Origin of the sequence: Methylotenera sp. (genome assembly GCF_030684185.1) — a bacterium.
In the GTDB taxonomy this organism is placed as follows: domain Bacteria; phylum Pseudomonadota; class Gammaproteobacteria; order Burkholderiales; family Methylophilaceae; genus Methylotenera.
The window spans coordinates 50821-74611 of sequence record NZ_JAUXOY010000014.1 but is presented as its reverse complement, the minus strand read 5'-3'; the positions used below and the strand labels follow the sequence as shown (position 1 = coordinate 74611).

General features: G+C 43.0%; 25 protein-coding genes. 17 read left to right on the top strand and 8 right to left on the bottom strand.

The genetic code is table 11. The features are described from left to right. Position 1: 1 nt before the first annotated feature. Positions 2 to 316, bottom strand: a complete 315-nt coding sequence (gene gatC, locus Q8J82_RS02930; protein WP_305327747.1) for an Asp-tRNA(Asn)/Glu-tRNA(Gln) amidotransferase subunit GatC — start codon at positions 314 to 316, stop codon at positions 2 to 4. A 211-nt stretch (positions 317 to 527) separates the two neighbouring features. Between gatC and Q8J82_RS02925 the strand changes: the two genes are divergently transcribed. The 16 genes from Q8J82_RS02925 to Q8J82_RS02850 all read left to right on the top strand — a co-directional run bounded on the left by Q8J82_RS02925 (position 528) and on the right by Q8J82_RS02850 (position 15613). Further along, complete coding sequence (locus tag Q8J82_RS02925) at positions 528 to 1571, top strand: rod shape-determining protein (RefSeq protein WP_305327746.1); 1044 nt, start codon at positions 528 to 530, stop codon at positions 1569 to 1571. A gap of 202 nt (positions 1572 to 1773) precedes the next feature. After that, entirely contained in the window at positions 1774 to 2805 is a 1032-nt protein-coding gene (mreC, locus tag Q8J82_RS02920) for a rod shape-determining protein MreC (RefSeq protein ID WP_304889907.1), read from the top strand. Next, on the top strand, positions 2792 to 3271 hold the full coding sequence (mreD, locus tag Q8J82_RS02915; RefSeq protein WP_304889908.1) for a rod shape-determining protein MreD: 480 nt from the start codon (positions 2792 to 2794) through the stop codon (positions 3269 to 3271). Before mreC ends, mreD begins: the two co-directional genes overlap by 14 nt. Before the next feature lie 24 nt (positions 3272 to 3295). Next, the gene (gene mrdA / locus Q8J82_RS02910) at positions 3296 to 5242 is read left to right on the top strand and encodes a penicillin-binding protein 2 (protein ID WP_305327745.1); all 1947 of its coding nucleotides are present in this window, start codon (positions 3296 to 3298) and stop codon (positions 5240 to 5242) included. Beyond that, positions 5235 to 6329: a rod shape-determining protein RodA gene (gene rodA, locus Q8J82_RS02905; protein WP_305327744.1), complete on the top strand. Its 1095-nt coding sequence runs from the start codon at positions 5235 to 5237 to the stop codon at positions 6327 to 6329. Before mrdA ends, rodA begins: the two co-directional genes overlap by 8 nt. Before the next feature lie 13 nt (positions 6330 to 6342). Continuing rightward, positions 6343 to 7359 (top strand): septal ring lytic transglycosylase RlpA family protein, encoded by a 1017-nt coding sequence (locus Q8J82_RS02900; RefSeq protein ID WP_305327743.1) that lies wholly within the window; start codon positions 6343 to 6345, stop codon positions 7357 to 7359. A gap of 13 nt (positions 7360 to 7372) precedes the next feature. Then, a complete protein-coding gene (locus Q8J82_RS02895; protein ID WP_305327742.1) occupies positions 7373 to 8560 on the top strand; it encodes a D-alanyl-D-alanine carboxypeptidase family protein in 1188 nt (395 codons plus the stop codon). A gap of 31 nt (positions 8561 to 8591) precedes the next feature. Then, complete coding sequence (locus Q8J82_RS02890; RefSeq protein ID WP_305327741.1) at positions 8592 to 8885, top strand: YbeD family protein; 294 nt, start codon at positions 8592 to 8594, stop codon at positions 8883 to 8885. A gap of 42 nt (positions 8886 to 8927) precedes the next feature. Beyond that, positions 8928 to 9575, top strand: coding sequence for a lipoyl(octanoyl) transferase LipB (lipB, locus tag Q8J82_RS02885; RefSeq protein ID WP_305327740.1), 648 nt, complete (start codon positions 8928 to 8930; stop codon positions 9573 to 9575). Next, positions 9568 to 10548, top strand: a complete 981-nt coding sequence (lipA, locus tag Q8J82_RS02880) for a lipoyl synthase (protein ID WP_305327739.1) — start codon at positions 9568 to 9570, stop codon at positions 10546 to 10548. Before lipB ends, lipA begins: the two co-directional genes overlap by 8 nt. Before the next feature lie 102 nt (positions 10549 to 10650). Next, positions 10651 to 11946, top strand: a complete 1296-nt coding sequence (gshA, locus tag Q8J82_RS02875) for a glutamate--cysteine ligase (RefSeq protein WP_304891719.1) — start codon at positions 10651 to 10653, stop codon at positions 11944 to 11946. Positions 11947 to 12088: 142 nt separating this feature from the next. Further along, positions 12089 to 13039, top strand: a complete 951-nt coding sequence (gshB, locus tag Q8J82_RS02870; protein WP_304891720.1) for a glutathione synthase — start codon at positions 12089 to 12091, stop codon at positions 13037 to 13039. Then, on the top strand, positions 13040 to 14119 hold the full coding sequence (locus Q8J82_RS02865; protein ID WP_305327738.1) for an FAD:protein FMN transferase: 1080 nt from the start codon (positions 13040 to 13042) through the stop codon (positions 14117 to 14119). It begins immediately after the preceding gene. Continuing rightward, the gene (locus Q8J82_RS02860) at positions 14094 to 14510 is read left to right on the top strand and encodes a NusG domain II-containing protein (RefSeq protein ID WP_305327737.1); all 417 of its coding nucleotides are present in this window, start codon (positions 14094 to 14096) and stop codon (positions 14508 to 14510) included. Before Q8J82_RS02865 ends, Q8J82_RS02860 begins: the two co-directional genes overlap by 26 nt. Positions 14511 to 14645: 135 nt before the next feature. Next, the gene (locus tag Q8J82_RS02855; RefSeq protein ID WP_304891723.1) at positions 14646 to 15113 is read left to right on the top strand and encodes a GIY-YIG nuclease family protein; all 468 of its coding nucleotides are present in this window, start codon (positions 14646 to 14648) and stop codon (positions 15111 to 15113) included. After that, the gene (locus Q8J82_RS02850) at positions 15110 to 15613 is read left to right on the top strand and encodes a Gx transporter family protein (protein ID WP_304891724.1); all 504 of its coding nucleotides are present in this window, start codon (positions 15110 to 15112) and stop codon (positions 15611 to 15613) included. Before Q8J82_RS02855 ends, Q8J82_RS02850 begins: the two co-directional genes overlap by 4 nt. 14 nt (positions 15614 to 15627) lie before the next feature. On the opposite strand, the gene Q8J82_RS02845 is transcribed toward Q8J82_RS02850, so the two are convergent. The 7 genes from Q8J82_RS02845 to Q8J82_RS02815 all read right to left on the bottom strand — a co-directional run bounded on the left by Q8J82_RS02845 (position 15628) and on the right by Q8J82_RS02815 (position 23387). Beyond that, positions 15628 to 16224: a hypothetical protein gene (locus tag Q8J82_RS02845; protein WP_305327736.1), complete on the bottom strand. Its 597-nt coding sequence runs from the start codon at positions 16222 to 16224 to the stop codon at positions 15628 to 15630. 80 nt (positions 16225 to 16304) lie between these two features. Continuing rightward, on the bottom strand, positions 16305 to 19973 hold the full coding sequence (locus Q8J82_RS02840) for a pilus assembly protein (RefSeq protein WP_305327735.1): 3669 nt from the start codon (positions 19971 to 19973) through the stop codon (positions 16305 to 16307). Between the two features lie 21 nt (positions 19974 to 19994). Continuing rightward, the gene (locus Q8J82_RS02835) at positions 19995 to 20603 is read right to left on the bottom strand and encodes a hypothetical protein (RefSeq protein WP_305327734.1); all 609 of its coding nucleotides are present in this window, start codon (positions 20601 to 20603) and stop codon (positions 19995 to 19997) included. A 69-nt stretch (positions 20604 to 20672) separates the two neighbouring features. Further along, positions 20673 to 21854, bottom strand: coding sequence for a PilW family protein (locus tag Q8J82_RS02830; RefSeq protein WP_304891728.1), 1182 nt, complete (start codon positions 21852 to 21854; stop codon positions 20673 to 20675). Between the two features lie 100 nt (positions 21855 to 21954). Further along, positions 21955 to 22362 carry a hypothetical protein gene (locus Q8J82_RS02825; protein WP_304891729.1) on the bottom strand — a complete coding sequence of 136 codons (408 nt, stop codon included), beginning with the start codon at positions 22360 to 22362 and terminating at the stop codon, positions 21955 to 21957. Position 22363: 1 nt separating this feature from the next. Continuing rightward, positions 22364 to 22906 (bottom strand): Tfp pilus assembly protein FimT/FimU, encoded by a 543-nt coding sequence (locus Q8J82_RS02820; protein ID WP_304891730.1) that lies wholly within the window; start codon positions 22904 to 22906, stop codon positions 22364 to 22366. Positions 22907 to 22919: 13 nt separating this feature from the next. Further along, positions 22920 to 23387, bottom strand: a complete 468-nt coding sequence (locus Q8J82_RS02815; protein WP_304891731.1) for a type IV pilin protein — start codon at positions 23385 to 23387, stop codon at positions 22920 to 22922. A gap of 264 nt (positions 23388 to 23651) precedes the next feature. Here Q8J82_RS02815 and Q8J82_RS02810 point away from each other — a divergent pair, with 264 nt between their 5' ends. Beyond that, complete coding sequence (locus Q8J82_RS02810) at positions 23652 to 23780, top strand: lipoprotein (RefSeq protein ID WP_304891732.1); 129 nt, start codon at positions 23652 to 23654, stop codon at positions 23778 to 23780. Positions 23781 to 23791: the final 11 nt, after the last annotated feature.

The following is a 23791-nucleotide window of genomic DNA, read 5'->3' as shown; positions in this document are numbered from 1 at the left end:
CTTACTCAATTACTTTAGGTACAAGATACAAACCACCCGCTACCGCTGGCTCTGTTGAACCATTACCCAGCACGGGCGCGTTTTTCTGAAATTCATCCCGAAGATTAGTTTTAGTCACTACATCCTCACGCAAGCGCTGACTTAAGTCTTGCGAATGTGACATAGGTTCTATGCCCGTAGTATCCACCGCCTGCATTTGCTCGATTAAGCCTAAAATACCTGTCAGCTTAGTGAGTGTAGCTGCAGCATCACTATCACTCACTTCGATACGCGCCAAATGTGCAACTTTTTTAATGTCTTCAATACTTAATGCCATGTTTCATTAATCCGAAATTTAGTTATTACATTTTAATGTTCAAAATTAGCCACTTGTTATAACCCCTAGTTACAATTAAGTTGCAATCACATCTTAATTTTCAACCCAATATGCGGTATTATACCTGCATTTTATTGACGTCTTAATTGCACATGTTTAATTACTTAGCGCATCAAGTATTCACCTCGCATCAAACCACAGGAAAAACACAATGTTCGGCTTTATAACTAGTTACTTTTCAAACGACCTTGCCATTGACTTGGGTACAGCCAATACGCTCATTTACGCTCGCGGCAAAGGCATCGTTTTAGACGAACCATCAGTCGTGGCGATTCGCCTAGAGGGCGGCCCTGGCGGCAAAAAAATTCTACTGGCGGTTGGTGCCGAGGCAAAGGGAATGCTCGGCCGTGCGCCAGCCAATATTCAAGCGATTCGCCCGATGAAAGATGGCGTAATTGCAGACTTTACGATTACCGAGCAAATGCTCAAGTATTTTATCCGTCGCGTACATGATGCGCGCTGGTTTTCTCCAAGTCCACGCATTATTATTTGCGTGCCGGTTGGCTCTACCCAGGTAGAACGTCGCGCGATTAAAGAGTCAGCTGAACGTGCTGGGGCCAAGCAAGTATTTTTAATCGAAGAGCCAATGGCAGCAGCGATTGGTGCAGGTATGCCAGTTTCCGAAGCGACTGGTTCAATGGTAGTGGATATTGGTGGCGGCACCACTGAAGTGGGCGTTATTTCACTTGGCGGTATTGTCTATGCGAAATCTGAACGTGTAGGCGGCGACAAATTTGACCAGGCGATTATCGATTACATTCGCCGCAACTACGGCATGCAAATTTCTGAACCAACCGCTGAAAATATCAAAAAAACAATAGGTTCCGCTTTCCCAGGCTCAGCTGTTTTAGAAATGGAAGTCACTGGTCGCAACCTTGCAGAAGGTTTGCCACGCAAATTCACGATTTCAAGTAACGAAATCTTAGAAGCCCTAACTGAACCACTGAATGCGATTGTTGGCGCAGTAAAATCTGCGCTAGAGCAAACACCGCCCGAGCTAGGTGCCGATATTGCCGAAAAAGGCATGGTGCTTACTGGTGGCGGTGCGTTATTGCGTGATATTGACAGATTATTGGTAGAGGAAACAGGATTGCCAGTAATTCTTGCAGAAGATCCGTTAACGTGCGTAGCGCGTGGTTGCGGACGTGCTTTGGAAGAAATTGATAAGCTAGGCAGCATCTTCGCTTACGAGTAAGTCTAATTGATAGAAATGCACTAAAAAATAAAACATGTAATTAAAGTAAAAGTTTAGGCCGTATTATGCGGCCTAAATTACATAAAATACTTAAATTAGCCTCTTTAATGGACGGTGTTTTTAGCGTCCCTGCAATTTAAACAAAACAAATTCTGCAAAAAGTAAACCTCTGTTAATTGAGATATTAAATACAGCTTAACGAATGTCGCGCCGTATCAATCACAAACTTGAGCACCAACCAGTTCCTGCATTCTTTGTGCGCGGTCCAAGTGCGTTTGCGCGCCTAGCCTTTTTTTCACTCTTGTCAATAGCATTAATGGCTACCGATTCACGCTTACATTATCTAATCAGCCTTCGCCAGAGCTTACAAGTTTTACTGCATCCCTTACAACTGCTGGCTAACACGCCATCTCAGATTTATCGTAATGTTGACGAGTACTTTACTACACACGACCGGCTGTTAAATGAAAATCGACAATTAAGGCAACATGAGCTTAAGCAAGACATTGCACTGCAAAAACTCGACACATTGGCACTTGAGAATGAGCACCTTCGCCAATTACTGCAAACAAACAAATCTGTTGTTGAAAGCACCGTCGTGGGAGAAATTATGCACGTAGGTCGCGACCTGTTCACAAAAAAAATTGTCGTGAATCGCGGAGAAAGACACAGTATAGAAGCGGGCGAAGCAGTAGTTGATGCCACGGGCGTAATTGGTCAGGTAACTCGTGTCTATCCGTTAAGTAGCGAGGTGACGCTGATTACCGATAAATCGCTCGCCATTCCAATTCAGGTAGAACGTAACGGCTTACGCGCCATTGCTTTTGGGCACGGGCGCGATAATACCTTAGATTTACCTTACTTACCGACCAATGTAGATATACAACGCGGCGATAAATTAGTCACTTCTGGCATTGACGGCGTCTACCCTGCTGGTTTGGCTGTTGCAACCGTATCACAAATTGAAATTACCCCAGATTCACCCTTTGCCCGAATAATATGCGTTCCAACCGGCGGGGTAGAAAATCACCGGCAAGTACTATTGGTCAGCATTCCTCGTGTTGAAGTACTGCCATCAAACGAGATTAACGCTGCGGCAAAGCCTGACGCACAAGCCAAACCTAAAGATGGTAAGCAATCTGCGGCAAAACCAGTCAATATGAAACCTGCCAATACAAAACCACCTGCAAAACCGCAATCTAACAATACGAGCAAACCTCATGCCGCCGAGTAAGCTCAAATCCGTTTACTTTTCGCTTATCGTAGCGTTAATTTTCCTCCTCTTACCATGGTCAGGAGTCTGGTTAAAAATTCGGCCGGATTTCTTATTGCTCGTCATCATATTCTGGATAATACGCGCTCCGAATTTATGCAATGTTGGTACAGCTTGGTTTGTAGGTCTGTTTGTAGATTTGGCAACGGGCGGAATATTTGGTCAATATGCACTGGCCTACACTATTACTGCGTTTTTTGCAGTCACTTATCAGCGCCGCTTAGTGCTGTTTAACAATACACAACAACTTTTCTATGTGTTCCTGTTGCTGATCATTTCCCAAATTGTTCTATTAATACTTAAAACTTTTGCTGGAGCAGAATTGATAGGTTGGGGTTACTTTTTACCTAGCATCACTGGCATTTTATTGTGGAAAATTGCGGTATTTCTTGGCCTGAATACAGGTGGTCGCTCTCGTGGAGCTTGATAACTCGAAATATGACATTTAACTATGCGTGCTGAACTTAAAAATTTCCAGCATGAGCAATACTACTTCAGGCTGAGATTAGGCTTTACAGCATTAGTTGTACTATGCTTATTTGGCTTACTTGCTACTCGTTTTTTTTACCTGCAAGTCAAACAATATAACCACTACCAAACACTGGCCGAAAAAAACCGTATCTCACTGGTTCCTATCGTACCAAATCGCGGTTTGATTCTGGACAAAAATGGCGTGGTACTCGCCCACAATTTTTTCGTATACACCCTGGAAATAACACCCTCAAAAATAGAAAATCTTGAAGCAACAATTGCCGAAGTCAGTAAACTTGTTGAGGTGAGCTCGCTTGACCGCAAGCGCTTTAACAAACTTCGCGATGAAAGTCGAAATTTTGAAAGCGTGCCAATCCGCACCCACCTGAACGAAGTAGAAGCGGCTAGCTTTGCTGTCAATCATTACCGTTTTCCAGGGGTGGAAATCAAGTCTCGATTGTATCGACACTACCCATTAGGTAAACTTGGCGCACACATTGTGGGTTATATTGGGCGAATCAATGACAAGGATTTAATCAACCTTGAAAAAGATGGCGTTCTTTCCAACTATAAAGGCTCTGACCATGTAGGTAAAAGCGGCATAGAGCAGTTTTATGAAACTCAATTACATGGCACCACAGGTTTTCAACAGGTAGAAATTGATGCCGATGGTCGTGCAGTCCGTGTATTATCAAGTACGGCACCCGTACCAGGCAGCAACCTCGTTTTATCAATTGATAGCAAGCTGCAAGAAATCGCTGAAACCGCTTTCGGTGAACGCCGAGGGGCGCTAGTCGCTATCAATCCTAAAACAGGCGAAGTATTAAGCTATGTCAGTCAGCCTTCATTCGACCCCAATTTGTTTGTAGATGGTATTGATGTTGATAACTGGAAATTACTGAATGAATCATTAGACAAGCCACTTATTAACCGTCCGATTCGCGGCGTATATCCCCCTGGTTCCACCTTTAAACCTTTTGTCGCGCTAGCTGGTTTAGAATACGGAAAACGCGCACCGCCCTACGCGATTAATGATGCAGGTTATTTTAGCTTACCTAACAGCACACATCGTTACCGCGACTGGAAACCAAGTGGGCATGGTATTGTAGATATGCAAAAGGCCATTACTATTTCTTGCGATACCTTTTTTTATGGTTTGGCATTAGAGTTAGGCATTGATAGATTAACTGGATTTGTGCGTCATTTTGGCTTTGGCGGTAAAACTGGCATTGATATCCAAGGTGAAAATGGCGGGCTGCTACCAACGCCAGAGTGGAAAATGCGCCGATTTAAACAACCTTGGTATCAGGGTGAAACTGTAATCGTCGGCATTGGCCAAGGTTACACTTTAACCACACCAATGCAATTGGCCTACGCCACTGCTACGCTCGCTAATAATGGCATCGCAATGAAGCCCCATTTAGTAACACAAATTCAGAAAGCCATTACCAATGAAAACCTTGCGGTTCCTTTTGTAGTGCAAGATAGAGTTTCAATCAAACCGGAAAATATAGACATCATAAAGCGTGGCATGGTTGATGTAACATTACCAGGTGGTACGGCGGCTAGCGTGGGGGCAAATGCTGGGTACAGCATTGCCGCTAAAACCGGCACCGCCCAAGTGATAGGTATCAAACAAAACGCTAAATATAATGCTAGTGCGATTGATGAGCGACACCGTGACCATGCGCTATTCGTGGCTTACGCACCCGCTGATGACCCCACCATTGCATTAGCCGTTATTGTAGAAAATGGTGGCCATGGCGGCTCGGCGGCTGGGCCCATCGCCAGAAAAGTAATGGACTATTATTTGCTGGGTAAGCTACCAATACCAGAATCTACAAAAACTGATAATAAAAAGCCGAGGGATTCTGGAGTAAGCATCGTGACACCTCAAACTACGCCTGAAGAAGAATTGCATGATTAGCAAACTATTTCAGCAGTTTTTTAAACACATTGACTCATTTTTAATGGTGTGTTTATTTTCCACCCTAATGGTTGGTTTATTTATGCTTTATAGTGCATCAGGGCAAAATTTTTCACGGGTTTATGCTCAAGGCATCAATATTATTGTAGCGTTCTGCTTTATGTGGGTAGCGGCGAATATCGCCCCAAACCAGCTTGAGCGTATGGCTTTGCCGCTTTATTTGCTTGGTGTTGTACTTCTCATTGGCGTTGCATTGTTCGGACACATTAGCCATGGCGCACAGCGCTGGCTTGACATAGGCCCAATGCATATTCAACCTTCTGAAATCATGCGTATTGCCGTGCCGATGATGCTTGCCTGGTATTTTTCTAAGCAAGAAGGCAAACCTAGGATGGTTGATTTTGCTACCGGCGCGTTATTGCTAGCCGTACCCGTTGCCTTAATTATGAAACAGCCTGACTTAGGCACATCACTATTAGTGGCTGCATCAGGGTTTTATATCCTATTTTTAGCAGGCTTGAATTGGAAGTTTCTACTTGGCGGCACGGTCTTATTTACCGCATTAACACCCGTTTTTTGGTCTATGCTGCATAGCTATCAAAGACGCCGCATCGAAATTTTATTTGACCCGACACAAGATCCGCTTGGTTCAGGCTACCACACTATTCAATCTATGATTGCCATTGGCTCTGGCGGTTCGGCAGGTAAGGGTTGGTTGAACGGCACGCAGACGCAATTAGATTTTTTACCTGAGCGCACGACAGACTTTATTTTTGCAGTATTTAGCGAAGAATTCGGATTTTTAGGAAACTTATTACTGCTTACGCTTTTTAGCCTGATTATTATGCGTGGCTTGGTTATTGCATCGCAGGCACAAAGCACTTTTTCCCGACTATTGGCTGGCAGCATCACGCTGACTTTTTTCACTTACGCATTTGTAAACATGGGTATGGTCAGTGGTATTTTGCCCGTGGTGGGTGTTCCCTTACCCTTAATCAGCTACGGCGGAACTTCAATGGTGACAATATGCTTAAGCTTTGGTATCTTAATGAGCATCCAAACCCATAAAAAACTGGTGGCAACTTAAAATAGGCGCTCAAATGTTAACTCTTAAAACAATAAACTTACGCAATCATCTCGTATTGTTAACGATGGCCTTATTAACTGCTTGTAGTCAAACCCCCACATTAAAATCAGCACCCAAACAAACGTCTGCTGAAAGTACTAGCTTGCCAAAAACAGACACCTCTTCAAAACCAGACTCAAAAGCTGGTGGCGGGGGTTACTACTTAGATGATGGCCCAGGTGAAAATGCACCAGCCAATCTTGACGGCATTCCTGGTGCAATACTAAAAACAGAACAAATTAACTTGCGGGCAAATAAACCCTACTCGGCATTAGGGCAAAAATATACCCCCATGACCACTTATGTGCCCTATAAAAAACAAGGCGTTGCTTCATGGTATGGCAAGCGCTTTCACGGCAAAAAAACTTCAACTGGCGAAATCTATGACATGTATGCAATGACTGCTGCACACACTGTATTGCCTATTCCTAGCTATGCCAAAGTCACCAATCCAGCCAATGGCCGCTCGGTGATTGTTCGCATCAATGACAGAGGTCCGTTTAAACATAGCCGGCTCATTGATTTGTCTTATGCGGCAGCCTATCAATTACGCCTGATAAAGCAAGGCAGTGGCTTGGTTGAAGTGGAAACAATAGACACCAGCGCAGAAGGCATGCGAAAGATGTCGAGTAACAATTCGCTCTCGACAGTCTCACCAACTGAAAGCCTATCACCAAACAATGAAACAGTCGTGACGCTTGTACCATCTGCTCCCGCAACTGTATCAGTTGCAACAAATACCTCATTTAACAATATTCAAAGTACACAGTATTATGTGCAAGCTGGAGCATTTAAAAACGAGGTGAATGGCACTCTTTTACAAAAAAAGATTCAAGGACTGGATATGGCCGAAAATGTAGGCGTTGCTAACGTGTATAATGATGGCCTGTATCGGGTAAAGCTCGGGCCATATGCAAGCAAAAATGAGGCGGATATTTCTGCTGCTAATATCCGTAAACAATTAAACACATCTGCACACGTCACTAACTAATAAACATAATCTCATGCAAACAAATACTCTATCACGTCTAAAATTCGCTAAATCAGCACTTATTGCCAGCCTTACTACATTAAGCTTTACAATATTTGGCTTTGCTCCAATAGCGCAGGCTGAAAATGCGCAAGTGGCACCGCCGCCAAATTTAGCTGTTAAAGCTTACATACTTAAAGATTTTAGCAGCACCCATGTAATTGCTTCACAAAACAGCAGCATGCGTATTGAGCCAGCATCGCTCACCAAAATAATGACTGCTTACCTAAGCTTTAAAGCACTTAAAAATGGACATCTATCCCTGACACAAACACTGCCAGTCAGTGAAATTGCGTGGAAAGTGGAAGGCTCAAAAATGTTTATTGAGCCGAATAAACCCGTCACCGTAGATGAACTTTTACACGGTATGATTATTCCATCAGGTAATGATGCCTCCATTTCCCTGGCTGAAGGTATTGCCGGCACTGAAGTGCAGTTTGCCGACATGATGAATAAAGAGGCTCAACGTTTAGGTATGAAAAATACCCGCTATATGAATGCGACTGGCTTGCCCGATGCACAGCATTACACCACGGCAGACGACCTGGCGATACTTGCAACAGCCTTGATACATGACTTTCCAGAGCAGTATCAACGCTTATATTCAATTAAAGAATATACCTATAACAAGATTACTCAACCCAACCGAAATCGCCTGCTATGGTTAGACCCTAATGTAGATGGCATGAAAACTGGGCACACCAAAAGTGCTGGCTATTGTTTAATCGCAACTGCTAATCGTGATGGGGTGCGCCGCATTTCTGTAGTGCTTGGTGCGCCAACGGATGCAGCTCGTGCAACAGAAAGCCAAAAATTGCTTAATTATGGTTATCAATACTTTGATACAAAATTAGTCTATAAAAAAGGGCAGAGTATCAATCAGCTTAAGGTATGGAAAGGTAATGAAAACCAAGTCGCTTCAACGGTAACAGAGGATTTATTTGTTACCTTACCAAAGGGTGAATATGCTAATGTGAAAGCAGTAATGTCTAGCGTCCAACCGTTAATTGCGCCGATTAAAAAAGGACAAGTGATTGGCAGCGTAAAATTCACACTCAATGGCAAAGCAATAGACGAGCGCGCTTTGGTTGCAGCAAAAACGATTGATGGCGCAGGCATTTTAGGCCGTGCCTGGGATTCGATTAAGTTATTAATGCAATAGTAGACTGTCATTACATTAGCGGTAAAATATTATGGCTGACATAGAACCACTCTTGAATCCAAACGAGGCACCGCCTTTAATCGACTTCCCTTGTGACTTTCCTATTAAGGTCATGGGAGAAACACAAAGTATATTTCCCGAAACTATCATTCGACTAATTAATACAATATTGCCTGCATTCAATGCGACAAAAATTGAAACAAGAGTGAGTTCATCAGGCAAATATACCAGCCTCACCTGTACTGTGTACGTGCAGTCGCAAGATCAACTAGATGACATTTACCGCTTACTTAGCGCACATCCGCTAGTTAAGTTTTCACTTTAAACCTTTCTGTAGCAGCGCTGTTAACTTCATAGTAATTTTTACATGCAGCAATCTACAACCGCACCAAACCCTCTATTTGTAAAGCACCTTGGGCTTACTGATTTTGAAATGACTTGGCACGCAATGCAGCGATTTACTGCAGAGCGGACCATAGACACTACAGATGAACTATGGGTTACAGAACACCCGCCCGTTTACACCTTAGGTTTGAATCGTAAAAACATACGCTTGCCAATACGCAATGATATTGCCTTAGTACATACAGATCGCGGCGGAAAAATCACCTACCATGGCCCAGGTCAGCTTATCATTTATGTATTGCTAGACCTAAAGCGGCACAATCTAAGCATACGCAAGCTGGTGAGTTTACTGGAAAATGCAGTGATAGAATTGCTAGCTGATTATGGTCAATTAGCAGTAGCCAAAACAGATGCGCCAGGCGTTTATGTACAAAATGCTAAAATAGCCTCGCTTGGTTTACGTATAAAAAATAATTGCTGCTATCATGGCTTAAGCTTAAACGTAAACATGGACTTAAAGCCATTTGAAGCCATAGACCCATGCGGTTATGCAGGCCTAAAAGTGACGCAAACTAAAGATTTAGGCATTGCTGCCAACCTACAAACTATTGCAGAGTTATTGCTCGAAAAGCTCTCCAAAAATTTAGCAGATGAACATAGACATGACTGATATAACACCTCCAAAAATCACTGAAAGTAAAATTTCACGCGCTAAAATAGCCGGCGTCAAAGAAACAGATGCCGCAAAAACGTCACGCATACCCATCAAGATTATTCCGCAACCGATGCAGCGTAAGCCTGAATGGATACGCATGAAAGCACCAGATTCAGCCCGCTATCAGGAAATTAAAAAAATACTACGGGATAACAAACTCCATACTGTGTGTGAAGAGGCTAGTTGCCCCAACATAGGTGAATGTTTTAGTGGTGGCACCGCAACCTTTATGATTTTAGGTGACATTTGTACGCGTCGCTGCCCTTTTTGTGATGTGGCGCATGGTAAACCACTGCCACCAGATGTGAATGAACCTGAAAACTTAGCCCGTACCATCGCACAAATGAAGCTCAACTATGTAGTAATTACCAGTGTAGACCGTGACGATTTACGTGATGGCGGTGCGCAACATTTTGTAGATTGCATACATGCAGTCCGCAAGCAATCTCCCAACATTAAAATAGAAATTCTCGTACCTGATTTTCGTGGTCGCCTAGACGTTGCAATGCAAATTTTAAGTAACGCCCCGCCAGACGTGATGAACCATAATCTTGAAACGATTCCCCGCCTATACAAACAGGCAAGACCAGGCTCGGATTATCAAAACTCACTCACTTTATTGAAAAAATTTGGCGAAATGTATCCAAACATTCCTACAAAGTCTGGCTTGATGTTGGGCTTAGGCGAAACCGACGATGAAATCTTAGCGGTCATGCAAGATTTACGTGCGCATAATGTCAGCATGCTTACGCTAGGCCAATATCTACAACCCAGTGTGCATCATTTACCTGTGATGCGCTATGTGGAGCCAGCTATTTTTGATGATTTAAAGCTAAAAGCTGAAGAAATGGGCTTTAATAATACCGCCAGTGGCCCCATGGTAAGAAGTAGCTATCACGCTGATACGCAGGCGCAACAATATATTTAGGTCGCGTGTAAAATAGTCGCGCAAGCGCACGCAATAATTTAAGTTGGACACGTGTAGCTAAATATTGATAAGCGCATAAACAACATACGAAAAAGAGAATCTATGGTTCCACACTTAACGACAGCACTGAATGGCCCGTTACTTAGTCTAGAAAAAAACATGTTAGATGCCATGCCGAAAATCGAGCATTGGTTTCGCACGCAGTGGTTAGAATATTCCTCGCCATTTTACGCCAGTGTTGATTTACGCAATTCTGGTTTCAAATTAGCCCCTGTAGATACTAATTTATTCCCTGGCGGTTTTAACAATCTCAACCCGGAGTTTCTGCCTTTAAGCGTGCAGGCGGCAATGGTAGCCGTTGAAAAAATCTGTCCGGAAGCGCATCGTTTACTGATTATTCCTGAAAACCATACGCGCAACACCTACTACCTGCGCAATGTGGTTGAGCTTGCTAACATCATGAAGCAAGCAGGGATGGACGTTCGCATCGGTTCAATTTCGCCAGAAATTACAGAACCCACCACACTGGAAACAGCAGATGGTCATTCTTTATTGTTGGAGCCCGTGGTTCGTGTGGGCAACCGCATAAAGTTACTCAATAAGGAGTTGGGAGACTTTGATAGCTGCGCAATTTTGCTTAATAATGACTTATCGGCAGGTATTCCAGAAATTCTTAAAAACCTAGAACAGGATTTAATACCTCCATTACATGCGGGCTGGAGTACACGAAGAAAATCACAGCATTTTAGTGCTTACAATCGAGTAGCCAAAGAGTTTGCTGAACTAGTCGGCATTGATGAATGGCTGTTGAACCCATATTTTGAAACTTGTGGTGAAATAGATTTTCATGCGCGTACAGGTGAAGAATGTCTAGCGCTCAAAGTAGAGCAGCTATTAAATAATATTAAGCTTAAATACGCGCAATACGGTGTTACACAAGAGCCCTTTGTCATTGTAAAAGCAGATGCTGGGACCTATGGCATGGGCATCATGACAGTAAAATCGCCAGATGATGTCCGTGACTTAAACCGTAAAGCGCGTAATAAAATGTCCGTTGTAAAAGAGGGATTGCAAGTCTCTGACGTGATTATTCAGGAAGGCGTTTATACCTTTGAAAGCATCAATGACGCTGTTGCAGAGCCCGTTGTATATATGATGGATCACTTTGTCATAGGCGGATTTTACCGTGTACATACTGGACGAGGCATAGATGAAAACTTAAACGCACCTGGCTCACATTTTGTGCCGTTAGCTTTTGAAAAGCCTTGTACCATGCCGGATTGCGCAGGCGCCCCTGACTCTGCACCTAACAGGTTTTATGCCTATGGCGTGGTGGCGAGGCTAGCTCTGCTGGCGGCGGCCATTGAGTTGCAAGAACATGATCCACTTAACCAATAAAAGTGTTGTAGAAATACTTTTAAAACATACCCAACCCTCTGTTCCCTGAGCTTGTCGAAGGGTGACTAGCTTAGCATCGCCCTTCGACAAGCTCAGGGAACAAAGGCAATAACGGATAAATTAATTTTTTGATGAAACTCATGTGAAGCTACTATTCATTTTAGACCCACTTGAAAGCCTTAAAGCCTATAAAGACACTAGCCTCGCCATTATGCGAGAAGCGGCCAATCGCGGTCATGAGTTATTCGTGAGTCAGCAACATGACCTGTTTTTACGTGGCGATATTGCAAAAATCAATGCTAAAAAATTCACTTTTACAGAGCAGCTATTTTCAACTGAAGGAGCGATTGAATATGTGCCTGCAGATTTTAATGCAGTCATCATGCGTAAAGATCCGCCTTTTGATAACGAATATCTTTACAGCACTTATTTGCTTGAAATTGCCGCCAACCAAGGCGCAAAGGTTTACAACAATCCAAGCGCAATCCGTGGCTGGAATGAAAAACTATCTGTCACGCGTTTTCCACAATTTACACCTGAATTCTTAGTCACGGCTAACAATGATTTAATTCGTGAATTCTTAAAACAACACCAAGATATCGTCGTTAAACCGCTTGATGGCATGGGTGGCAGCAGCATTTTTCGTTTAGGTTTAAAAGACCCGAATATCAGCGTGATATTAGAAACTATCACCAATTTCGGCACCCGCACGATTATGGCACAGCGCTATCTGCCAGCTATTTTACAGGGTGATAAACGCATTATCGTGATTGATGGAACTCCATTACCCTATTCACTCGCACGAATCCCCATGGCAGGTGAAACACGTGGCAACCTGGCTGCTGGCGGCACTGGTGTGGCACAATTATTAAGTGAACGAGATTTAGAAATTGCTACCACCGTGGGCAAAGTGCTTAAGCAAGCTGGTTTGTTTTTAGTAGGTTTAGATGTCATCGGCGATTATTTAACTGAAATCAATGTTACCAGCCCGACTGGCATGGTAGAAATTGCCAAACAAACACAACATTTGACCCAACCTTGTAACCCGGCAAGTGTGATGATGGATGCTATGGAACGGCATGCCGTACTTTAAATGCCTAAAACGCTCATATTCTTTGCACTACTCGCCCTTATATTATTCGGCGCCTATCAACTAAATTCTAAAGAACCGCTTTACCATAGTCAGAGTTACGTTTTTGGCACTTTGGTAGACATCAGTATTTATGGTGAAAGTGATGAACGCGCACGACTACTTTCCAATCAAGTCTTGCAGGATTTTCAAAACCTGCATAATAGGTTGCATGCCTGGAAGCCAATATCTGAAGGAAAACCTAGTGAATTGGGTCAACTTAACATAGCTTTTGAGCAAGGCAGTAAGCCCGTTAGCATCAGCCCAGATTTAACGGCAATGCTGGCTGATGCAACTGCGCTTTCCGTCAAATCAAATGGTTTATTTAACCCTGCTATTGGCCATTTAATTGGCGCCTGGGGCTTTCATCGTGATGAATTTAGCGCAGTTAATATTGACGATGAAAAAATAAAAACTCTAGTAAAAACCAACCCCAGTATGGCCGACATTGTGCTTGAAAACAATACCGCTTATAGCAAAAATCCAGCTGTGAAGCTTGATTTAGGCGGCTATGCTAAAGGCTATGCACTGGATATTGCTGCTAACTATTTGCGCAAAGAACATGTCAAAAATGCACTTATCAACATAGGCGGCAACATTATTGCCATCGGCCAGCATGGCGACAAAGCTTGGCGTGTAGGCATACAGCACCCACGCGCGCCCACAGCAATTGCAACTTTAGATTTACCAGATGGCTGGGCCGTTGGTACATCTGGTGATTACCAACGCTACTTTATGCTGGATGGAAAACGTTACTGTCACATTATAGACCCACGCACTGGCTACCCTGTGCAGCACACACAAGCCGTAACGGTGCTGGTACCGCCGCAACTACCTAAGCAAACACAAGCTGGCGTATTATCAGATGTTGCATCAAAACCAATTTTTATTGAAAGCGCAGTAAATAAACGCAAAGCAGCTCAAGTTTTTGGCATTGATAACTTTATGGTAATTGATGAGAAAGCCAATATTTTTGTTTCAAAAGAAATGGCTAAAAAACTTAACTGGCTAACCCCAAATGTTAAATTCACAACGATTCCGTAAGCTTCTCGCTCAGCCTGAGCGACTCACAAAAGAATTGCTACTTGGTGACTGGCTGGTTGTTCTAGCAAGCGTGTTATTTATACTCTTGTTATTCAAAACGCTATGGTCTAATGAACATGCAGCTAAAGTACAAATCAGGTTAGGCGATAAAATCTACGCCACCTACAGCCTAAACCAACAACGCGATGTACATGTGCACGGCCCAATCGGCAGCGCCACCATCAGCATCTCACAGGGTAAAGTACGGTTTTCAAAATCGCCATGTCATAATCAATATTGTGTGCATCAAGGCTGGCTAACGCGGGCTGGGCAAGCCGCCATTTGTTTACCCAATCAAATCAGCCTGGAATTACTTGGCGAGACGAAGCCTTATGATTCGCTTAACTATTAGCTTCGACAGGCTCAGCTACCGAGCTTCAACAACCTTGCTCACTAAGCTTGTTTCGGTCACTGAGCTTGTCGAAGTGGTCGAAGTGGTCAAAACCATAACACCTCATACTATAATTTAAGGTCTACAATGCCATATATGTATATTCTGAAATGCGCTGATGGTAGCTTTTATACTGGCAGCACCGTCAATTTAGAAAAACGAATATGGGAACATAATAATGACTTAGGTGCTAACCATACAAAAAGTAGATTGCCAGTAGAGTTAGTTTTTTGTGAAGAGTTTGCACAGATTGACGAGGCGTTTTACAGAGAAAAACAAGTACAAGGCTGGAGCCGTGCAAAAAAAATAGCATTGATAGCTCGACGATATGAAGATTTACCTGCTTTAGCTTTAAATTCTTCTGCTAAGGTTTTGGCTTCGACAGGCTCAGCCACCGCGACAGGCTCAGCCACCGCGACAGGCTTGGATAGTGAGCTTTGTCGAACCACAGCCAACACCACGTTCCCTGAGCCTGTCGAAGGGATATCTAAACCTGCCTGCTCTGAGCTTGTTTCGGTCACTGAGCTTGTCGAAGTGGTCGAAGCCAAGGACCAAGTACATTGAAACCCACCCAGATTCAAACCACAGCCGACGACCACCGCATAGCCAAGCTCGCGGCTTTCGCCATTGCTTTACACATGGTAGAAGCCGTTATACCTTCACCTTTGCCTGGCGTGAAACCTGGCATAGCCAACATCGTCACCTTATATGTGTTATACCAATATGGTTTTAAAACAGCTGCCTGGGTAAGCATATTGCGCGTATTTGCCAGCAGCTTATTACTGGGGCAGTTTTTGTCACCTACATTTTTATTAAGTTTAAGTGGCGCTGTTTTGAGTTTAGCGGTGCTTTGGATGGGCATGCGCTTACCCAAAAAATGGTTTAGCCCAATTTCATTGAGTATTTTGGCTGCTTTTGCACACATTGCCGGGCAGTTGATTATTGTGCGCCTATGGCTAATCCCGCATGCAGGGGTAAGTTATTTAATACCGATGTTTGCTGTTGCAGCTTTATTTTTTGGTTTAATAAACGGCATTGTTACTAATAAGCTGTTAAAAAAATAAAGTCTACAACTGGACTAAATTTCCAAAGCAATTTCAATATAACTGTCTACCTCAACTCCTTTTTTCCGTGCTGGTATAAACTCCAGTTTTTTTACTTGCGCTTCAATTTCCGCATAAAAAAGTGGTTCTGTATTGCCTCTATCCAGGTTAACAACCTGATCTACGTTACCATTTTTGTTGATAAAAATTCTTAACTGATAAACTACCAGCAACTTATTGATACTTGTTGGCATTGGCGGCTCTATACCATGTAGTGGTATTGCCGTTATATCTACATCGCTAGGTTTTAAATATCGACTCAATAGGTCTTCATTGCCAGAGCTTAGCGTATTTTTAGTCAATGTTATTAATGGTAATCCCAATTCTTTTTTCATTGGCTCTATTTGAATGTCATGCCTATTTTTTGCCAACAGATTGATGTCGTCACTTTTATTAGAATTCTCTAAAGGTTTAGCATACTCCGTTATTGCTAACTCTCTTTCTAACCGCAACAATTTTGGCTGGCTCAAAATTAAAAACCCAACCTGAAACACGTTAGCGCTCAAGTTGGGTTTTGCTAACTCGGTGTCAATATACTGCTTATTAAGATTCGTATTGATAGGTAATGTCAAATTAGCTATCAAAAATATATGCACCAACACAGACACAAGTACAGCAATTGGTAGCTTGCAACGCATCTCTATCAAATTAACTAATCAGATGTCGGAAGCTCGCGCCAATTTAATGGTGTAAACCCTGTAGCACTTGCTGGATTAACCTGAATGTTATCACTATTCCCAGCATCATTACTTATGCTAATTCTGCTGGTTGAAGTACCATCCTTCCTGAAAAACGATACATTTGTTGCTAGCCCAGTACCAGGATATGAAGCAATAACATTTCCACCGCTGTCTAAAATCGCAGACTTACCGCTACCATAAGCCAGCGCATAGAGCTTGTTGCTGCCAGAAGGATTGCACGCATCGCCGCCTAACGAATTGGCCGCAAAGGCAACCACGCCGGCAGAGCTAATCATTTCCACATTGACCCGGTAAGGCGAAGCTCCATTAGAGCCTAAATCTATATAGTAACCCATTGGTTTTGAACTATCTGCAATTACGCCAGTTGTAGCTACCGTGCTGGTGTTATCAACCATCTGGCTTCGCGTTACAGGATATGAACCGCCTGTTGGCAATGTGCCGGCAGTAAATGGCTGACTTTGGGTGCCGTCTAAAATCGCATAAAAAGTTTGTGCCTGAGTATTACTCACATCACTATCCGCCAATATACGTCCTGTGCCAACAAAAACATAACGTTTCAAGGTGCTCTTATCTATTTCAATTAAAGGTGACACCGTAATTGGTTGATTTGAGCCAAAAGCCGCTATTTTGATAGGTGCTGGTATAGTACTGGCATCTGAAAGATCTAAACGCCACACATTGCCCAACGCATCACCAGCATAGGCTGCATCTGCTAATGAGTCTCTGGCATCAGCAACAAATGCATTCACATGTGCCAAACCTGCATCGTTGGTGGTGGATCCTTCGCCAGTTGAAATGGTTTCCAGTAAAGCACCTGTCTCAGGGTTTACTAAGAAAAAGTATCCTTTACCATCAACGTTGTTATAGCCGGAAGTAAGAATCACTGTCCAGCCATATTTTTTTGTTTTAACCACTAACGGCGTATCGTATGTATAGCCCATATCCTTATGGGTAAACTCCCACAACACTTTACTGCTCAAACTGGCTTCGCTGGTAATGCCTGCAGGGTTAGTCACATCTAAGGCATAGTAAGCCTTGCCGCCTTTACCTAAACCGCCGATTAAAAGTGAATGCCAGGTATTATCGGAAAATTTTACGTCTTCAATCGCAGGTGTAGCATCTACATAATATTTATGGTCATATGAAGGTTTTGCAAGTGCCCCTATGCCATTATCATAAGGTGTATTGGTTGGGCCTTTAATGACAGCATTAGGCACATAAGCAAACAACTCGTTACCTCCAGTAGGCACACCGTTAAATGCATGTAACATACCATCATTAGCTCCCACATAAGCCACTGTTGAACGACCTGCATTATCGATTTTAAATTGTTGATAACCAGGATTAAACTCATCAGTATAAGGTGACCGTGGCGGACCAACTGCCACAACTTTAGAGTTCACAATATCACCCAGCACACTAGTACGTGTTCTAAAGCTTGCAGTACCTGACGAACCCGTATTACTTGCATCCCCACGCAAAAAATTCACTGCATTTGCCTGATCCGCAGGAATCGCAGAAAAGTTTGACAAGAGCGCTGCTGTCGTCAGATCAGCCGATCTAAATGGAATTCCTGCTGGTGATGGACAGATTTGAGTTCCATCAGCGCCTGGCACACAATTTGATGTGGCAATTTTTCTGGCAGTATTCCAGCCAGTACCTGCAGCTTGTGCATCTAATTTTGCCGATGCGTTCCATGCCACTGTTTCTACTGGTATATCCCCGGCAAAAGTAACGGTATTACCCACTACATTGCCTGTCCAGGTGTCCGCCTTGTAGCTTGTAGCAAAACTCATAGAGCCTGTTATAACGCTTGGGCTAGCCACGGCAAAGGTGTTAGATGAGCCTGACAACTTGCTTAAAATATCCGCAAAAGCTTTATCCAGGCCAGTTATCATGGCCGCAGGATTGTTGGCTCTATAGTAAGTATCAGGGTCTCCATCACCATTTTTATCCCATGTTGCTACAGGCAAAGCCACGGTTGGTCCTAAATATGGATCAAACCCTGTTGGTACATCAAAACCGCCGAATTTAGTCGCTAGAAAATACTGGCTGTTAGCCACAAACCCGCTTTCGAGCACGTCCAGCCAATAGGTGGTCACAGTCTGTTTACCTGCAAGGTCTGGTCGCATATCAACGGTATGCGAGTCAAACGCCAGCCCTGCCATTAGCCTGGTATTATTGGTTCCACTCCAATATCCGCCAATAGCACCTATACCTTGTAATGCGCCAACTCTATTTGTTGCTGTTCTGGCATTCACTGTGGTATCACCTGCAACTATTGCTGGCATTGCTGCTGAGGGTACCCCAGGCGTAGTACTGCCAGGCAAATTACCATCCACGTGGGTATTGGTATCTCCAACCCCAATAATAAAGTTGGCTTGACATGAATACGAGATAGGGTCATTCCAAGTGTTAATGACTGGAAAACCGTCAATTAATGTTAATCTTTCAGCGGCGGTATATTCAGCCATACTTGAATACGCTGGCACATTTCCTTGGTTCTTTAAATAGCGGATCGCTGTGTAATAAAGCTCACTAACTGGGTCATACTTCTTATAGCTACCTGACGTCAACCCAAATTTATTCAAGTAATTAATGACACCGCTATTTGGAACACCAGAAGCGGTAGCCGCAGCCGTGTCTGGGTTGGTGATGAAAACACCGGTATTGGCATCCCATTCTGGATTAGGGTTTAGAGTATCAGCAGAACCAGGGTTTGCTACCAATGGACCTAACGGTGCCATTTTCGCTCTAAGTACACCACCGTCTATTCGCCTATTCCTGTTGTCATCTACTGTTACAGGCGCTCTACCCGGATCATTGAGATAACCAAATGCTGCAAAATTCAATTTTTTTGAGTTTTTCTGAATCAGTCCTGTTGGTTTATAATTTGCGCCATACTGGGTGCAATTGTCTTCCAGCATGCCTGCCACGCACACGTTAGCCCGCGCATAAAACTCATATATATTGGCATTAGGCGGGGCAACTGGAATGGTGGCAACAGCGGTAGTGCCTATTTCAGTGCCTGCATTAGCAAGAGTGCCAGTATTGGTAATGCGGAACTTTTTACCAAGGCCAGCGATTCTTAAATTCACAGTCGTCCATGTAAAAGGTGTATACAAATTAGCATTTGCGGCAATTGATGGCGTGTTCACTGTGCCACCTTGCCCAGATGCAAACGCCTTTTCAAGCACCGTTAAACTTGCGGTGTCTACGCTTCTATGACCGCCTGTTAAGGCTTTTCTTAACGGGTCTATGGTCTGTGTTAGCGCGTAGTTAAGAAAATTACCGCTCCATGCTGATGCTACCGGACACTGATGATTAACTGCTGCAGCAGCTCTAGGCACAAAGTACCGTAGCTCTACATTTGTATCACCTTTATAGTCATAACATTTTTTATTATCAAAATATCCTATGTAATCAATCGCGTTATTGTAAGCACCGGTATAAGAAGACCCCAGCGCCGTAGGAAACTCTACCGACAAAGCAAGCGTCACATTCCCTTGTACTGAATTGCCCGTTAATATCGGTTTATCTGCTAAGTCTGTCGCCCCTGTTGAGGTCAACGGAAAAACCAAAATGGCTGATAACGTTAATTGTTTTATAAATTTAAACATAATATTCTCGATATAAACTAATTAAATTGTAAAAGTAGACTGCATAAATGCTTCTGTATTTTTAGGGCCGGTAGCTCGTAAACTGATTCTGTACACCACACCGTCTTCACCAGAAAGCTTACCTAAAATTTGCTTTTTACCACCACCTAAGTCAGTTCCAGCCTTGCTAATCGTACAATTACTTGGTGAAATTTCACCCGTTGCTAAACACATGCGGTCTATCACATAGCGAATGGTAATGCCTCCACCTGCATAAGTAATGTTGTTATTAGGCATAGCCGCATCAAAGGTGGTTGTATTGAGCAATATATTCGGAATACCCAATGCGCTACTAGGTTGAATTGTGGCGTAGTAATTGTCATTCACTACGCTATTCACTTGTTTTGAAGCACTGGTTGCTAAGACCCCTGATGTGAACTTGGTTCTAATGCTTGGCATGCTTCTTTCAGCCTGGTTTACAATATCTCTTTTAAAAGCCAAACTTCCTGAAATTAAAAGATTGGTATCTGTAGACCGAATTAAAGCAACACTGGCAATCAGCATAATCACTAATGCGACCAGTGTGATAAATAGCACCACCCCTGACTGCTTAGCGGCGCTTGGTAAATTAAATTTTTGTAGATTAGTCATAGTTAGTATTTTTAAAACTTGAATTTAAGTAATAAGTGCATGGCCCAATTAATTTTATATAGATACAGCCTATTTCAACATCAGTGTATTGCGTAACGGAATCACCGCTTCAAAACTACGATAGCGGAAAGTAACAGGGTTTAAATTTACAGTTACAGGTATTGTTGTATCCTCAAATAACTGCAATGTTGCAGCATTAACAGTTTGATTTTCTAGCAAGGATGTACGCATCACTACACCAATCTTAATGGCTTTAATTCTTTTTAAATTTGTAGCCGCGGTTAATGTGCCTGCAAGCAAATTAGCAGATGAAAACACGCCCGTTGGGGCAACCCACGTTAATGATGAGGTTGCAGGGCTGGTATCAACCCCATAAAGTGCGTGCATTTGATAAACTCCATCTACATAAACACTGGGGTTTGGGTCTGCGGCAGTTGCACTGATTTGTCTGCTCTGCATTAGGTCGTATTTCATCAACGTATTGTTTGCACCCACTGCAAACATATTAAGATTAGGCGCCTGCCCCAAATTAACGACCTGAGAAGTTGCAGTAAAGTCTGCAACAGACCGCGAGTTAATGGTAGCGGTGTAGTAATTTCCCGCTAAAGCAACATTGCTGCCACCAGCAGTTGGAATAAAAGCTGATGCGACTTGCTGCATCAAACACGGCAAAACGTTTGTGGCAGATATATCTGCCAGCAATACAACGTCATTGGCGCGAACGCCAGCATGATTGACTAATTTAAGCAAAGCTGTAGTGGGCGTATTTGAAAAACTAGTGGGTGATTCACCCAAACCCGCATTCCCTGACATGGTAACAATCACATCGCCACCTGCCCCTGCAGCACCATCATATATAAGCACTGGCGCTACTCTGATAGTGGTGCTTACTGTGTTAAAAGGTGCAGGGAAAGCTGTAATTGCCGGAGTAAGCTGCGTACCACTTAAAGCCATATCTAGCCTGCATCCAAAAGCGTAATCAGCTCCGACCTTATCGCCACCACTGGTAAAGCCACTACCTGCACTTCGTACAAGCTTATCTAATTGATATATTGCATAACTGCCAGCTTGATTGATGTCGTTTAATGAAGTGGTGGTTCTTTTTCTACCTTCATTAACGTTCAATACGTTATAAACTACTAACGACATAAGTAAGCCAATGACCAAACCCACCATAAGCTCAATGAGTGAAAAGCCCATTTGCTTTGCTGGTGGCTGCTTAAATAATTGTCTGTTGTCGAGGGTTTTCATTAAAATTTTATTCCTAAACTATCTCTCATCTATGCTTCTTAATATGACTCTTGTCTAGCTTTTATTGCTGAATCTTTATCGTTTACTGTTTGATTCTGCGTTATTGAACAAATACGCTAGTCTCATATTTGTTTACGTTATCCGTGCTGAGCTTAGTAGGTGCTTTCCATGTCACAACCACCGTTGCAAGGCCAGCAACCTCAGTTACATCGCCTGTGGCGTTAGACAATATGGAGTTTTGCACTTTTAACTTCCAAGCTGTTATATCTCCTGATATTGCGGCAGAGGCAATTGTGCTAGTTTTTTTAGCCCACATTTGCGACACCATGTCATTGGCTAAAATCGATGCTACGGCTCTATCTTGCGAGTTAACCGAGTTCTGAGTTGCAACTGTTTGCATGCCCACCAAACCCAATACACCAAAAGCAAAGAGTAGGATAGAAATCAACACCTCTAACAACACAGCACCTGAATTATTTTTTCTTAAATGACTATATTTATTATTCATATCAACACCCATCCGGCGCAGTAGCTATACTTTTACTTGGGTCACACATTCTGACGCTACCTGAACTAGAAACCACCACTCTTAAGGACCTTTCTCCTTTTGGATTAGCAATATCGTAAGTCACTAAACTAGTGCTGTTTGTCAGCCTGCCAATAGAGTTAAATCTAATTTCTGCAGCCGAAGCAGTCACAACAACACTGCCACCCTCACCATTCAACACTGCACCTTGTATGTAGCCATCAGCATCCGCCTGCGTTGGAACAACCACTCTAACACCCCAGTTACTACCCGTAGTTGAAGCTGCTGCGCTAGATGAGGGCTGGGCTGTAGTCACAAAAAAAGCAACCTGACGCCCTTTATTAACTGCCTCCACCTGAGCTATCCGGATACCATTTTGTAAGGATTCAGCGATCGTTCTGGTTTTAGAGTCTTGAATCCAGGTAGAAAAACTTGGCATTGCATATGCCAAAGTGATACCTAACACTGAAACTGCAACCATCAGTTCTATCAATGAAAAGCCTAAATTTTTACTTATTTTCTTCATATTCTTCTACACATTAGCAAGTTGCACCTTTTTTTGTTAGCCAACACGCTACAGGGGTGGTACCCCAACCAGTTTTTACTCCTGTAGTACTTTGGGTATTGGCTTGATCAATTGTGTATGTAAAATCAGCCACAAGTCCACTACCCGTGGCAGTAATGGTATAAGTAGTCGCTGTTAAGTTAGAGCATGCAAAACTGAACTTACCCGCATTTGCAATAGCGGCACATGGAGATGTAAAAGCGCCTACGGTTCGATAGTCACGGTTATCTTGAAAATGCTGCTCTAGCCTCGCCCGGGTTGCAGAGAGGGTGCTTGTTGCATCAGGTAAGCTAGCTCTTATTACGTAATCTGTATAACTTGGCATAGCAATTGATGCCAAAATACCTATTATGGCGACCACTATCATTACCTCAATTAACGTGAAGCCCCGCTGAAAAATAGCCGCCTGCCTTTTGAGTTGAATTTTTGCTTTGTAATACATTTTATTTCCCCTTTTTACTTACATGCATCATGCACAGGCTGTTTGTCAATGTCTAGCGACAGCTGATAGTCGGTGAAACTTGACGGATAAACGGCATGTTCTTGTTATTCCGCATCGTCAAATTAGCCAAAAAATTAAGCTCAAATCAAACCAAGCAAAGCAAAGCAAAGCTTTATGTTAAAATTTACCACGTTATAAATATTAAGTAATAAACATTACGCTTTAAACTTACCTTTGACGCAATCCTTTTGAGACTATAAATATATGCAAAAAAATACTGTTCGCATTTTGTTGTTTTTATCTATATGTTTTGTTTTAAATAGCTGCGGCACTAAAGGCCCTTTGTATATTCCTGAACAGCAATACCCGCAAGATACGCGTGCTAATAACTAGCAAATCGCTAA

Coding starts and splice junctions, on each gene's coding strand:
- Q8J82_RS02815 (WP_304891731.1), bottom strand. CDS start 23,387: ATGTATTACAAAGCAAAAATTCAACTCAAAAGGCAGGCGGCTATTTTT.
- lipA (WP_305327739.1), top strand. CDS start 9,568: ATGACTGATATAACACCTCCAAAAATCACTGAAAGTAAAATTTCACGC.
- Q8J82_RS02855 (WP_304891723.1), top strand. CDS start 14,646: ATGTATATTCTGAAATGCGCTGATGGTAGCTTTTATACTGGCAGCACC.
- mreC (WP_304889907.1), top strand. CDS start 1,774: ATGTCGCGCCGTATCAATCACAAACTTGAGCACCAACCAGTTCCTGCA.
- gatC (WP_305327747.1), bottom strand. CDS start 316: ATGGCATTAAGTATTGAAGACATTAAAAAAGTTGCACATTTGGCGCGT.
- Q8J82_RS02860 (WP_305327737.1), top strand. CDS start 14,094: ATGTTAAATTCACAACGATTCCGTAAGCTTCTCGCTCAGCCTGAGCGA.
- Q8J82_RS02925 (WP_305327746.1), top strand. CDS start 528: ATGTTCGGCTTTATAACTAGTTACTTTTCAAACGACCTTGCCATTGAC.
- Q8J82_RS02865 (WP_305327738.1), top strand. CDS start 13,040: ATGCCTAAAACGCTCATATTCTTTGCACTACTCGCCCTTATATTATTC.
- Q8J82_RS02825 (WP_304891729.1), bottom strand. CDS start 22,362: ATGAATAATAAATATAGTCATTTAAGAAAAAATAATTCAGGTGCTGTG.
- Q8J82_RS02830 (WP_304891728.1), bottom strand. CDS start 21,854: ATGAAAACCCTCGACAACAGACAATTATTTAAGCAGCCACCAGCAAAG.
- Q8J82_RS02810 (WP_304891732.1), top strand. CDS start 23,652: ATGCAAAAAAATACTGTTCGCATTTTGTTGTTTTTATCTATATGTTTT.
- mrdA (WP_305327745.1), top strand. CDS start 3,296: ATGCGTGCTGAACTTAAAAATTTCCAGCATGAGCAATACTACTTCAGG.
- Q8J82_RS02900 (WP_305327743.1), top strand. CDS start 6,343: ATGTTAACTCTTAAAACAATAAACTTACGCAATCATCTCGTATTGTTA.
- Q8J82_RS02835 (WP_305327734.1), bottom strand. CDS start 20,603: ATGACTAATCTACAAAAATTTAATTTACCAAGCGCCGCTAAGCAGTCA.
- lipB (WP_305327740.1), top strand. CDS start 8,928: ATGCAGCAATCTACAACCGCACCAAACCCTCTATTTGTAAAGCACCTT.
- mreD (WP_304889908.1), top strand. CDS start 2,792: ATGCCGCCGAGTAAGCTCAAATCCGTTTACTTTTCGCTTATCGTAGCG.
- Q8J82_RS02840 (WP_305327735.1), bottom strand. CDS start 19,973: ATGTTTAAATTTATAAAACAATTAACGTTATCAGCCATTTTGGTTTTT.
- Q8J82_RS02820 (WP_304891730.1), bottom strand. CDS start 22,906: ATGAAGAAAATAAGTAAAAATTTAGGCTTTTCATTGATAGAACTGATG.
- Q8J82_RS02890 (WP_305327741.1), top strand. CDS start 8,592: ATGGCTGACATAGAACCACTCTTGAATCCAAACGAGGCACCGCCTTTA.
- rodA (WP_305327744.1), top strand. CDS start 5,235: ATGATTAGCAAACTATTTCAGCAGTTTTTTAAACACATTGACTCATTT.
- Q8J82_RS02895 (WP_305327742.1), top strand. CDS start 7,373: ATGCAAACAAATACTCTATCACGTCTAAAATTCGCTAAATCAGCACTT.
- gshA (WP_304891719.1), top strand. CDS start 10,651: ATGGTTCCACACTTAACGACAGCACTGAATGGCCCGTTACTTAGTCTA.